The sequence below is a fragment of the Comamonas odontotermitis genome, from assembly GCF_020080045.1.
Taxonomy (GTDB): Bacteria; Pseudomonadota; Gammaproteobacteria; order Burkholderiales; family Burkholderiaceae_C; genus Comamonas; species Comamonas odontotermitis.
Window position 1 is genome coordinate 2,074,786 of record NZ_CP083451.1, and the last position, 12,570, is coordinate 2,087,355.

Genomic DNA, 12,570 nt, shown 5'->3' on the forward strand with positions numbered 1-12,570 from the left:
CCGGTATCCGTTTCCCCTGCAGAAAAGCCTCGCAATGCGAGGCTTTTTCATGGGCGGGAGTATGGACGCCAGTCAACGCCTGGCCGGTTTCGGTTGCCCCACTGGGATGGCGAAACGGCTCAGGAAATGATGGGAGAGCCCGGTGCCGCCTGATCTGCAGTCTTCCCTGCCTTGCTGCTGGAACGGGGCTTGGCAGACTTGTCTGGCTTGTCTGAGGGGATGGACTCGATCTTGACGATGGCCAGCGACATATTGTCACCCGTGCCCGTGGCGCGCATCTGCGCGCGCTCGATCAGGAACTGGCTGGCTTCGCGCGGCGACAAAAGCCGCGTGATGGACGAGAGTTCCTCGGGTGCAAAGTAGTGCCAGATACCGTCGCTGCAGGCCATCAGCACATCGCCGTGCTTGAGCACCGGAATGCGGTGGTGGATCAGCGGCGGATCCTCCGCCGTGCCCAGGCAGTTGAGCAGAATGTTGGACTGCGGGTGGAAGCGCGCTTCTTCCAGCGTCAACTCGCCCTGGTCCACCAGGGTCTGCACGTAGGAATGGTCGCTCGTCTGGTACAGCAGCTGGCCACTGCGGAAGTGGTAGATGCGTGAATCGCCCGCATGTGCCCACACGCACGAGCCATTGGGCATGATGACAAAGGCCGCAATGGTGCTGTGCGGCTCCTGCTCGGCGGCAATGGCAACCAGGCGAATCAACAGATGGGCTTCGCGCACGATGCTGCCCAGCATGGATTCGGGGCTGTCGGCCTCGGGGGAGAAACGCTCGAACACCTGCTTGGCCGTCATCATGACCTGATCGGCAGCGGCGCGCCCGCCACTGCGCCCGCCCATGCCGTCGGCCACCACGGCCAGCACACAGCCCTTGACACGGGGGTGGGCCAGCACCACCACCTGGTCCTGCTGGTAGGGGCGGTCGCCCTTGTGCAGACCGGTGGATGCGGACAAACGGAAACTGGTGCTCATGCGAGGCGGGGGCTTTGATGGAGTTGTCTGCATCATAGAGCAGATTGCCCTGCAGGCCGCGCCCCAGCACGTGATTACGCGGGTTGCGGCCGCCCAACTGATGTTTGCGCGCCATCATTTGCCCTTTATCAGCATTTTTCAGCCACTGGCACCGGCTAGACTTGCCTGCCCATGTCTTTGCCACCAGCCCCATCGCCACCGCCTATGCTGACACCCGGCCAGGCTGCCGAGCCTGCGCCCCTGCAGTTGCGTGCGCAGCAGCAGCGCATGGTGGATGCCATTCTGGCCGCCTGGAACGCTGGGGAATCCATTGCGATAGAGGCCCCCACGGGAACGGGTAAGACCTACGCCTACCTCATGGCGGCGCTGGCCCAAGGGGGGCGCTTTGTGGTGAGCACGGCCACACGCGCCTTGCAGGATCAGCTGGTGGACCGCGATCTTCCTGCACTGCTGGGCCATCTGCAGATGCGCAGGCGCGTGGCGGTGCTCAAGGGGCGCGAGAACTACGTCTGCCTGCATGGCCTGGCGCAATCGCTGCAGACCCACCGTCCCGCCGATCAGCTGCAGGCGCTGCAGCAGGTGGCGCGCTGGGCACAGGGCACGCGCAGCGGCGATCTGGCCGAGTTGGACGATCTGCGCGAGCTGCCTGCATTGCTGCCGCAGATCACCGCCAGCCACAGCGAATGCCTGGGCCAGCGCTGCACGCATTTTGCCGCCTGCTTTTCCAACCGCGCCCGGGCCCAGGCCGCCCAGGCCGACGTGCTGGTGATCAACCACCACCTGTATTTCAGCGAACTGCGCCACCGGCAGATGCTGGGCGCGGCCCACGGTTTTGTGCCGCTGGCCGAGACCGTGGTGATGGACGAGGCGCACCAGTTGCCTGCCATCGGCCTCAAAGTGCTGGCCAAGGGCCTCAATGCGGGCGATGTGCAGGATTTTTTGCAGTCCGCGGCGCGGCAGACGCGCATGCACGCGCGCGGCTTTGCCCCTTGGGATGCGCTGCTGGCGTCCTGCAGCCAGGCGCTGGTCCACTGGCTGGCTGTCAGCAATGCCAATAGCGGCGGCCCTGGCAGTGAAGCGGGCCGCGCAGAGGCTGCGGCGGGCGAGAGCACCGAGGCCTTGGTGCGTCTGCATAACCGGTTATCGGAAATGATAGCGGCACTGCAAGGTGTGGCAGGCGGTGCGGCCAGTCTGCAGCGCCTGGTGGAGCAGGGCCACAGCCTGCTTGCCACCCTGCGACAGTGGGGCAGGCCGCCCGCTGCGGGCCTGGTACGCTGGTGGGATGGCCCAAGCCTGCCGCCGCAGCAAAGCGTACCCCGTGCTGCACCAGCTGCGCAGGCACGCGCCCTGCGGCAGGGTTTTCGGGAATCCCCGCCGTGGCTCTGGCAGGCGCTGGCGGCTTTGCAGCCTGATGTACTGGGCGCCACCTGGCTGGCAGCGCCAATGACGGGCGTGACCACCCCATCTCAGGCTGCGGTGCCGCAGCGTTGGCTGTTTACCTCTGCCACGCTGGGGCAGGACGATGCATTGCAGTGGTTCACCAGTGCCATGGGTCTGCAAGGGCTTGCGGCAGATCGCGCGCCTCTGTTGGATGGGGTTGCGGCCTTGTCCGAATCACAAACGCAGGCGCAATTACCACCGCAACTGTCGCCACAGGTGCCGTCGCAGGTGCATTGCCTGCGCCTGGCGCATGCGCTGGACTGGGCGGCGCAGGCGGCCCTGGTCATTCCCCAGAGCCTGCCGCCTGCGGATGCGCCGGCAACCGAGCGTGCGCAGGCGCTGGCCGCGTGGCTGAAGGCCCCGGTCGAGCAGCTGGGTGGCCGCTGCATGGTGCTGTGCACGTCCACGCAGGCCATGTGGGCATTGGCTGCGGCACTTCGCCATGAGTTGGGCGGCACGCCTATCGATGTGCAGATGCAGGGGGAGGCGCCCAAGCGCCATCTGCTGGCCGGCATGCGTGGCGCAACAGGGCAGGGGCGGCGTGGCCAGGTGCTGGTGGGCACCATGGCGCTGTGGGAGGGAGTCGATCTTCCGGGCGAGGCGCTGCAGTTGCTGGTGATCGACAAGCTGCCGTTTCCGCCCCGCCACGATGCATTGCATGCCGCACGGGCAGCCGCCTTGCAAGACCTGGGGGAGGACGGCTTTCTGGGCTACACCCTGCCGCAGACTGCCATGCAGCTGCGCCAGGGCGTGGGCCGCCTGCTGCGCTCGTTCAGCGACCGAGGCCTCGTCGTGATTGCCGATGCGCGCCTTTGCACCCGCAGCTATGGCGCCAGCCTGCTGGCTGCGCTGCCGCCCATGCCGCAGTTGCCGCAAGAAGAGGTGGCGCGGTACCTGGCCTCCATCCGCGAAATCCGCGTCGAAAGCACGGATGCGTCGCAAGCCACCATTTCTTCATCGTGAAATGCATAAAGCGCCCAACTGGTGAGCGCTTTATGCTATTGATTCAGGAGTTCGGGGCGTTCATCCCTCTGGCAGCAGGGCTTACCAGAGCTTCCACCAGGGCTTGTCTTCCCTGCGGAAGCCCTTGCTGAGCAGGGTGGTGTTCGGGTAGCTGGCTTCCAGCACGCGCTTGGTATCGGCCGCCATGTCCTTCATGTTCAGTCGCTCGTACGACAGCATCATGATGTAGAGCGCATCTTCCTGTGCGGGCACTTCCTTGTAATCGCTGATGGCGTTCTGTGCGCGGTTGATGGCGGCCACATAGGCGCCGCGTTCATAGTAGTAGCGTGCCACGTGCACCTCGTACTGGGCCAGCGAGTTGACGATGTAGCGCATGCGCTTTTCGGCATCGGGCGTGTACTTGGACTCGGGAAAGCGCGTCACCAGCTCGCGGAAAGCCTCGAACGAATCCTTGGCGGCCTTCTGGTCGCGCTCGGACAGGTCCTGCTTGGCCACCCAGGAGAACAGGCCCAGGTTTTCGTTGAAATTGACCAGGCCCTTCAGGTACAGCGCGTAATCCACGCCTTCGCTGGCGGGGTGCAGCTTGATGAAGCGATCCAGCGTGCCGATGGCCTGGGCCTTTTCGCCGCTCTTGTATTGCGAATAGGCCTTTTCAAGCTGGGCCTGTTGGGCCAATGGCGTACCGGCAGCGCGGCCCTCGAGCTTTTCATACAGCGGAACGGCCTTGTCGAACGAGCCGGTCGAGGCTTCGTCGCGGGCTTCCGAATAGATCTTGTTGGGGCTCCAGCCTGCTGTTGGATCCACCTCGGTTGTGGAGCAGCCTGCCAGAAGCATGGCGGTTGCTACGGAAGCAATAGCAGTAACCTGAGATGTACGTTGCGCAAACAGCATTTTTGGCATCAATTCCATGGATGGAAGGCTGGAAAAACCGCGCAGAGGCAATTGCCCGCCTGCGCAGCAGGGCGGCACCTGCCGCGCCCTGTATCCGACGCATTGTAATAGGCTGCGCATGCCAATCGGGCAGGCAAGGGTTGCGAGGGGTTGTCGTGTGTAACAGCGGCTGGGGGTTGTGGGTTGTTTGCCGGGCAGGGTGCCCAAGCTTTCCTACAATGCAGGGATATGTTCGTACACCTTCGCATCCATTCCGAGTTCTCGATCATCGACAGCACCAACCGCATTGGGGATCTGGTGAAGTTCGCCGCCAATGACGGGCAACCCGCGATGGCGCTGACCGACCTCAACAGCCTGTTTGGCGCCATCAAGTTCTACAAGGCAGGGCGGGGCGCAGGGGTCAAGCCGCTGCTGGGGGCAGAGCTGGTGATGGAGGCCGAAGTGGCGGGCTGGCCGCTGTCGCGCATCATCGTGCTGATCCAGAACCAGCAGGGGTACCTGAACCTGTCGGAGATTCTGGCGCGTGTGTGGATGGCCGATACCGTCAAGGCGCAGCCGCAGTGCACCTGGGCCTGGCTGGAAGAGCTCTCCGAGGGGCTGATCGTGCTGTCGGGGGCGCAGGCTGGCCCGGTGGGGCAGGCCCTGCTGCGCGGTGACGAAATGGCGGCGCGCAGCAGCGCATTGCGCCTGGCGAGCCTGTTTCCGCACCGTTTCTACATCGAACTGCAGCGTGCAGGCCGCTCGGACGACGAAACCCATGTGAGCGCCGCCGTGGCGCTGGCGGCCAACCTGAAGCTGCCGGTGGTCGCCACCCACCCGGTGCAGTTTGGCAAGCCATCGGATTTCGAGTCGCACGAGGCACGCGTCTGCATTGCCGAGGGCGAAACCCTGGGTAACAAAAAGCGCATCAAGCGCTTCACGCAGGACCAGTACCTGAAATCCGCAGCCGAAATGGAGGCGCTGTTTGCCGATGTGCCCAGCGCCATCGCCAATACCGCCGAGATTGCCCGCCGCTGCAGCGTTACCCTGCAGCTGGGCAAGTACTTTCTGCCGGATTTCCCCACGCCCAACGGCATGCCGATTGACGATTATTTCCGGCAGGCATCCTTCGAAGGGCTGGAAGACCGCCTCAAGCTCCTCTTTCCGGATGCCACAAAGCGCGAGGCCGAACGGTCCAAATACGTGGAGCGGCTGGAGTTCGAGCTGGGCATCATTTTGAAGATGGGGTTCCCCGGCTACTTCCTGATCGTGGCGGACTTCATCAACTGGGCCAAGCAAAATGGCTGCCCGGTGGGGCCGGGCCGGGGGTCGGGCGCGGGCTCGCTCGTTGCCTACGTGCTCAAGATCACCGACCTGGATCCGATCCACTACAACCTGCTGTTCGAGCGCTTCCTGAACCCGGAGCGCGTGTCCATGCCCGACTTCGACGTGGACTTCTGCCAGGCCAACCGCGACCGGGTGATCGATTATGTGAAAGACCTGTACGGCCGCAATGCCGTCAGCCAGATCGCCACCTTCGGCACCATGGCCGCGCGCGCGGCCATTCGCGACGTGGGCCGTGTCATGGACATGAGCTACACCTTCTGCGACGGCATCTCCAAGCTCATCCCCAACAAGCCGGGCCTGCACGTCACGCTCAAATACCCGCCCAACCCGCCCAAGGAAGGCGACAAGTACACCTATGCCATCAAGGAAGAGCCCATCCTTGCCGAGCGCATCGAGAAAGAGGAAGACGTCAAGACCCTGATCGAGATGGCGCAAAAGCTCGAAGGCATGACGCGGAACATCGGCATGCATGCGGGCGGCGTGGTGATTGCCCCGGGCAAGCTGACCGACTTTTGCCCGCTCTACCAGCAGCCGGGCAGTACATCGGCCGTGGCCATGTACGACAAGGACGATGTGGAGGCGGTGGGCCTCGTCAAGTTCGACTTTCTGGGCCTGGCCACGCTCACCATCCTGGAGATTGCGCGCGAATTCATCATGAAGCGCCACAAGGGCCAGGAAAACTTCGCTTTCGAGAACATTCCGCTCGACGATGCCAAAACCTACCAGCTGTTCTCTGCCGGCAAGACCGAAGCCGTGTTCCAGTTTGAATCGCGCGGCATGCAGCAGATGCTCAAGGAAGCCAAGCCCAGCCGCCTGGAAGACTTGATTGCGCTCAATGCGCTCTACCGCCCCGGCCCGATGGACCTGATCCCGAGCTTCGTGGCCCGAAAGCACGGCAAGGAAGTGGTGGAGTACCCCCACCCGCTGGTCGAAAAGGTGCTCTCCGAGACCTACGGCATCATGGTCTACCAGGAGCAGGTGATGCAGACCGCCCAGGTGCTGGGCGGCTACAGCCTGGGTGGCGCCGACCTGTTGCGCCGCGCCATGGGCAAGAAGAAGGTGGAGGAGATGGTCAAGCACCGTGCCACCTTCCGCGAAGGCGCGGCCAAGATCGGCATCGACGAGGCCAAGGCCGACGAAGTGTTCGACCTGATGGAGAAGTTCGCCGGCTACGGCTTCAACAAGTCGCACGCGGCAGCGTACTCGCTCCTGGCCTACCACACCGGCTGGCTCAAGGTGCACTACACGGCAGAGTTCTACTGCGGCAACATGACCGTGGAAATGGACAACACCGACAAGCTCAAGGTGCTGTACGAAGATGCGCTCAAGATGGGCGTGAGCTTCGAGATGCCCGATGTGAACCGTGGACACCACCGCTTCGAGCCGGTGACCGACAAGGTGATCCGCTATGGCCTGGGCGCCATCAAGGGCACGGGCCAGGCTGCCATCGAGGCCATTGTGGCAGCGCGCGAAGGCGTGGGCACCGGCCCCCAGGGTGACACCAAGGGCCCGTTCAAGAGCCTGTTCGACTTCTGCCTGCGCGTGGACCGCAGCAAGCTCAACAAGCGCACGGTGGAAGCCCTGATCAAGGGCGGTGCTTTCGACAGCATCAACCTCAACCGGCGCGCGCTGCTCGAATCCATCGACGTGGCGTTTGAATTTGCCGCCACCACCCACGCCAATGCCAACCAGGGCGGCCTGTTCGACATGATGGGCGACGACGCACTGGGCTCCAGCACGCAGGAGCCGCCGCTGGCCGATGTGCTGCCCTGGGGCATCAAGGAGCGGCTGGTGCAGGAGAAGACCGCCGTCGGCTTCTACCTCTCGGGCCATCTGTTTGACGAGGTGGAGCTGGAAGTGCGCCAGTTCGTGCGCACGCCCATTGCCAACCTCAAGGACAGCCGCGAGACGCAGACCGTGGCGGGCATCGTGAGCGAGATGCGCATCATCAACGGCCAGCGCGGCAAGCTGGTGCTGTTCAAGGTGGACGACAAATCCGGTGTCATCGAGGCCTCGGTGGACGAGGCCACCTGGCTGCGCCACAAGGAACTGCTCAAAGACGACGAGTTCATCATCCTCAATGGCCGGGTAGGGCTGGATCACTTCAGCGGCGGGCTGCGCGCCAAGGCACAGCACATCTGGGGCCTGGCCGATGCGCGGGCGCGCTTTGGTCGCTACCTGCTCGTCAACACCGACCGCTACCAGCCCGATGTTGCGCGTTTGATTCAGGAGTTTCCCGCAGTCGAGGAGCATACCGATGAGGGTGTGCTGCGCCATGGCCTCAAAATCCGGCTGGGCGTGGTCTGCGAGCTCGAAGGCACCAAGGCGGGCGTGGAACTGAATCTGGGCGACGCGGCGCGCTTCTTCCCCAGTGACCAGGCCATGGCCGCCTGGTCGCAGGAGGCGGGCCACGAAGCCATCAGGATTGTTTACGAAAGCCTGGCCTGAGAAGAATAGCTCCGGTGGTGGGAAAGTACCGGGCGCAGAGCCCGGGATTGAAGTTCACAAAACCATCACCATCTTTGCCGATGTGGAAATTTAGCCTTATAGAATGATCTCGATGGCCACGAAACCTGTTGTTCCCCCTACGCCGAACCTGCCCGCTACGCCCAAAACACCGGATGACGGTGGCGCGCTGGTGGTCGAGCGCACCACGCAGCGGGTGGAGCCCCCCAAGATGTACCAGGTCGTCATGCTCAATGACGATTTCACCCCCATGGAATTCGTGATCGAGGTGTTGCAGCACTTCTTTGGCAAAAGCCGCGAGGCTGCCACCCAGATCATGCTCAAGATTCACCTGGATGGAAAAGGAGTGTGCGGCGTGTATTCCCATGAAATAGCCGAGACCAAGGTTGCACTGGTGATGGATGCGGCGCATGGCGCAGGGCATCCGCTGCAGGCCGTCACCGAGCCTGTTGAATAACGCAATTGGATCCTCATCTAGAAGCAAGTTGAGTGTATTTGGCAAGCAAATAAGGAGTTTCAAATGATTGCTCAGGAACTGGAAGTCAGCTTGCACATGGCTTTTGTAGAAGCCAGGCAGCAGCGCCACGAATTCATCACCGTGGAGCACCTGCTGCTGGCCTTGCTGGACAACCCGAGTGCTTCTGAGGTGCTGCGCGCGTGCTCGGCCAATATCGACGATCTGCGCGCGTCGCTGACCAATTTCATCAAGGACAACGCTCCCCAGGTAGCGGGCGAGGACGAAGTCGACACCCAGCCAACCCTGGGCTTTCAGCGCGTGATCCAGCGCGCCATCATGCATGTGCAGAGCACCGGCAATGGCAAGAAGGAAGTGACCGGCGCCAACGTGCTGGTGGCCATTTTTGGCGAAAAGGATTCGCATGCCGTGTACTACCTGCACCAGCAGGGTGTGACGCGCCTGGACGTGGTCAACTACATTGCCCACGGCATCAAGAAGAACGACGCTCCCGAGCAGCCCAAGCCCGAATCGGGCTCGGACGCCGAAGAGGCGAGCAGCGGCGGGGGCGAGCGCGCCGAAAAGGCATCGCCCCTGGAGCAGTTCACCGTCAACCTGAACCAGCAGGCCAAGGATGGCAAGATTGATCCGCTGATCGGCCGCCAGTACGAGGTGGAGCGCACGATCCAGATCCTCTGCCGCCGCCGCAAGAACAACCCGCTGCTGGTGGGTGAAGCTGGCGTGGGTAAAACCGCCATTGCAGAGGGCCTGGCATGGCGCATCACCGAAAACGATGTGCCCGAGGTACTGGCCGAGGCCGTGGTGTACTCGTTGGACATGGGCGCGTTGCTGGCAGGCACCAAGTACCGCGGTGATTTCGAGCAGCGCCTCAAGGGCGTGCTCAAGGCACTGAAGGACAAGCCCAACGCCATCCTGTTCATCGATGAAATCCATACGCTGATCGGCGCCGGCGCGGCATCGGGCGGCACGCTGGATGCGTCCAACCTGCTCAAGCCTGCGCTCTCGAGCGGCCAGCTCAAGTGCATTGGCGCAACGACGTTCACCGAGTACCGTGGCATCTTCGAAAAGGATGCGGCACTCTCGCGCCGTTTCCAGAAGGTCGATGTGGTCGAGCCCACCGTGCCCGAAACCATTGATATCCTCAAGGGCCTGAAAACCCGCTTTGAGGAGCACCACAGCGTCAAGTACGCTCTGGCTGCACTGCAGGCGGCGGCGGAGCTGTCTGCCAAGTTCATCAATGACCGTCATCTGCCCGACAAGGCCATCGACGTGATTGACGAGGCAGGAGCGGCGCAGCGTATCCTTGCGCCTTCCAAGCGCAAGAAGACCATTGGCAAGGCCGAGATCGAGGAAATCGTCGCCAAGATCGCCCGCATCCCGCCTGCGAACGTCAGCAATGACGACCGCAGCAAGCTGCAGACGCTGGAGCGTGACCTCAAGAGCGTGGTCTTTGGACAGGACAAGGCACTGGAAGTGCTGGCCTCGGCCGTCAAGATGTCGCGCTCGGGTCTGGGCAAGGTGGACAAACCCATTGGCTCGTTCCTGTTCAGCGGCCCCACTGGCGTTGGCAAGACCGAGGCTGCCAAGCAGCTGGCCTACATTCTGGGCATCGACCTGATCCGCTTTGACATGTCGGAGTACATGGAGCGCCATGCGGTCAGCCGCCTCATCGGCGCGCCTCCGGGCTATGTCGGGTTCGACCAGGGCGGGCTGCTGACCGAGGCCATCACGAAGAAGCCGCACGCGGTGCTGCTGCTCGACGAAATCGAGAAGGCGCACCCGGACATCTTCAACGTGCTGCTGCAGGTGATGGACCATGGCACCTTGACGGACAACAATGGACGCAAGGCCGACTTCCGCAACGTCATCATCATCATGACGACGAACGCGGGTGCCGAAACCATGAACAAGGCGGTCATCGGCTTCACCAATCCGCGTGCGGCCGGTGACGAGATGGGCGACATCAAGCGCCTGTTCACGCCCGAGTTCCGCAACCGCCTCGACGCCATCGTCAGCTTCCGGCCGCTCGATGAGCAGATCATCCTGCGCGTGGTCGACAAGTTCCTGCTGCAACTGGAGCAGCAGCTGGCTGAGAAGAAGGTGGAAGTCACCTTCACCGACAAGCTGCGCAAGCACCTGGCCAAGGCAGGTTTCGATCCGCTGATGGGCGCGCGCCCGATGCAGCGCCTGATCCAGGATACGATCCGCCGCTCACTGGCCGACGAACTGCTGTTTGGCAAGCTGGTCGATGGTGGCCGCCTGACGGTGGACTGGGACGACAGCGACGCCGACAAGCCCGAAGTCAAGCTGGACATCCAGCCTGCGCCGAAGAAGGAGCGGGCCAAGCAGGCCCCCGGCGAGCCTGAAGAAGAGATTGCCGCCGACTGATGCCCTGGCGCCCCCGCCACAAGCCGCATACCCCCGGGTGTGCGGCTTTTTTTCGCCTGGGGAGCGCCCGCTTTCGAGTGTGGGTGGAAGACACGGCAATCACATGGAGAGCGGCTACACTTGCCCGGGGCACCATAGATAGGAGATTTTGCCGGTGGATTGGATGACGCAGCTCCTGACCTGGGAGAACATCAAGGCGGTTTTGTCCGTGGTATGGCCCATCTACCTGTTCGTGGTTGCCATCTGGATTCTGATGCAGCGCCGCGCGCCGGTCGCGACCATGGGTTGGCTGCTCTCCATGGGAGCGCTGCCGGTGGTGGGGCTGATCGTGTACTACTTCATCGGCCCGCAGCGCTTGAAGCGCCAGCGCATCAAACGCCTGCGCGCCCGCAACAAGAGCCGCGTGCGGGAGACGGCGCGCCGCATCCGCGATGCGCAGCCGCAGCTGGTCTCCCACATGCGCGAACTGGTCAAGCTGGTGGACGAGACCAGCGGCTTTCCCATCTCCACCGCCGAGAGCGTGCAGCTGCTGAGCGGCGGCGCTGCCACCTTCGACCAGATTCTGGAAGATGTCTCGCGGGCGCAGCACCATGTGCACCTCGAATACTACATCTACGAGCCCGACCAGACCGGCACGCGCCTGCGCGATGCGCTCGTCGAGCGTGCCCGAGCGGGCGTTCAGGTGCGCCTGTTGGTGGACGCGCTCGGCGCCAAGCGGGTCAACAGAAAGTTCATCCAGCCGCTGCTGGACGTGGGGGGCGAGTTTGCCGTATTCCACCCCACCAAGATCGGCAGGCGCCTGCGCCCGGTGATCAATTTCCGCACCCACCGGAAAATTCTGGTGGTGGATGGCCGGATCGGCTTTACCGGCGGCGTCAACATCACCGACGAGGAAGACCGGCGCGTCAACCCCAATGCCTACCACGACGTACACCTGCGCATGGTGGGGCCCATCGTCACCTGGCTGCAGACCACGTTCCTCGAAGACTGGGCGTACGCGCTGCAGAAAACCGACAAGGATATCCCTGAAGACCTCGATGCCCTGCTGCCCGACCTGCCCGATGGCACCCACCCGATGCAGCTGGTGACCTCGGGGCCGGACAACCCCGGCGAGCCCATCCACCGCGCCCATGTGTTTGCCATCCAGTCGGCGCGCGAGCGGGTGTGGCTCACCACGCCATACTTTGTGCCCACGGAAGCGGCCATGTACGCGCTCACGAGTGCGGCTCTGCGCGGGCTCGATGTGCGCCTTCTGGTGCCTGAAAAGTCGGATTCGCTGGTGGTGACGGCTGCCGCACGCTCCTATTTCGACGAACTGATCCATGCGGGCGTCAAGGTGTACGAATACCAGGCCCGGATGCTGCATTCCAAAACCCTGGTGGTGGACGACAACGTAGCCATTATCGGTACCGCCAATTTCGACAACCGGAGCTTTCGCCTGAACTACGAAGTCTGTGCCATCGGCTACGGCCCCGCGCTCAACAGCCGGCTCGAAGAGCAGTTCATGGCCGACATCAGCAGATCGCGGCTGGTGGAGATGGATCGCAAGCAGGCTTTTCTGCCGCGCCTGGGTGATTCGGTCGCACGTCTGTTTTCGCCTTTGCTCTAGCTCGGGCCGATACAGCCGCCAGAGCAGGCATACTAGCGGCC

Annotated in this window: 7 protein-coding genes; 5 read left to right on the forward strand and 2 right to left on the reverse strand. The window is 63.2% G+C overall.

Annotation, left to right across the window (positions count from 1 at the left end; translation table 11 throughout):
* Nucleotides 1–119 precede the first annotated feature (119 nt).
* Nucleotides 120–971, reverse strand: a complete 852-nt coding sequence (locus tag LAD35_RS09685) for a PP2C family protein-serine/threonine phosphatase (protein WP_224152463.1) — start codon at nucleotides 969–971, stop codon at nucleotides 120–122.
* A gap of 171 nt (nucleotides 972–1,142) precedes the next feature.
* On the opposite strand from LAD35_RS09685, the gene LAD35_RS09690 reads away from it, so the two are divergent.
* Nucleotides 1,143–3,374 carry an ATP-dependent DNA helicase gene (locus tag LAD35_RS09690; protein WP_224152464.1) on the forward strand — a complete coding sequence of 744 codons (2,232 nt, stop codon included), beginning with the start codon at nucleotides 1,143–1,145 and terminating at the stop codon, nucleotides 3,372–3,374.
* An 81-nt stretch (nucleotides 3,375–3,455) separates the two neighbouring features.
* On the opposite strand, the gene LAD35_RS09695 is transcribed toward LAD35_RS09690, so the two are convergent.
* Nucleotides 3,456–4,274, reverse strand: a complete 819-nt coding sequence (locus LAD35_RS09695; protein ID WP_377780100.1) for an outer membrane protein assembly factor BamD — start codon at nucleotides 4,272–4,274, stop codon at nucleotides 3,456–3,458.
* A gap of 219 nt (nucleotides 4,275–4,493) precedes the next feature.
* Between LAD35_RS09695 and dnaE the strand changes: the two genes are divergently transcribed.
* The 4 genes from dnaE (at nucleotide 4,494) to cls (ending at nucleotide 12,529) form a co-directional block, all read left to right on the forward strand.
* A complete protein-coding gene (dnaE, locus tag LAD35_RS09700; protein WP_224152465.1) occupies nucleotides 4,494–8,039 on the forward strand; it encodes a DNA polymerase III subunit alpha in 3,546 nt (1,181 codons plus the stop codon).
* 103 nt (nucleotides 8,040–8,142) lie between these two features.
* Complete coding sequence (clpS, locus tag LAD35_RS09705; RefSeq protein WP_224152466.1) at nucleotides 8,143–8,514, forward strand: ATP-dependent Clp protease adapter ClpS; 372 nt, start codon at nucleotides 8,143–8,145, stop codon at nucleotides 8,512–8,514.
* Between the two features lie 63 nt (nucleotides 8,515–8,577).
* Nucleotides 8,578–10,920 (forward strand): ATP-dependent Clp protease ATP-binding subunit ClpA, encoded by a 2,343-nt coding sequence (gene clpA / locus LAD35_RS09710; RefSeq protein ID WP_184710577.1) that lies wholly within the window; start codon nucleotides 8,578–8,580, stop codon nucleotides 10,918–10,920.
* Nucleotides 10,921–11,074: 154 nt separating this feature from the next.
* Nucleotides 11,075–12,529, forward strand: a complete 1,455-nt coding sequence (cls, locus tag LAD35_RS09715) for a cardiolipin synthase (protein WP_224152467.1) — start codon at nucleotides 11,075–11,077, stop codon at nucleotides 12,527–12,529.
* Nucleotides 12,530–12,570: the final 41 nt, after the last annotated feature.

Bases quoted from the DNA above. Each gene is read 5' to 3' on its own strand.
- LAD35_RS09685 (WP_224152463.1), bottom strand. From the start codon at position 971: ATGAGCACCAGTTTCCGTTTGTCCGCATCCACCGGTCTGCACAAGGGC.
- LAD35_RS09690 (WP_224152464.1), top strand. From the start codon at position 1,143: ATGTCTTTGCCACCAGCCCCATCGCCACCGCCTATGCTGACACCCGGC.
- LAD35_RS09695 (WP_377780100.1), bottom strand. From the start codon at position 4,274: ATGCCAAAAATGCTGTTTGCGCAACGTACATCTCAGGTTACTGCTATT.
- dnaE (WP_224152465.1), top strand. From the start codon at position 4,494: ATGTTCGTACACCTTCGCATCCATTCCGAGTTCTCGATCATCGACAGC.
- clpS (WP_224152466.1), top strand. From the start codon at position 8,143: ATGATCTCGATGGCCACGAAACCTGTTGTTCCCCCTACGCCGAACCTG.
- clpA (WP_184710577.1), top strand. From the start codon at position 8,578: ATGATTGCTCAGGAACTGGAAGTCAGCTTGCACATGGCTTTTGTAGAA.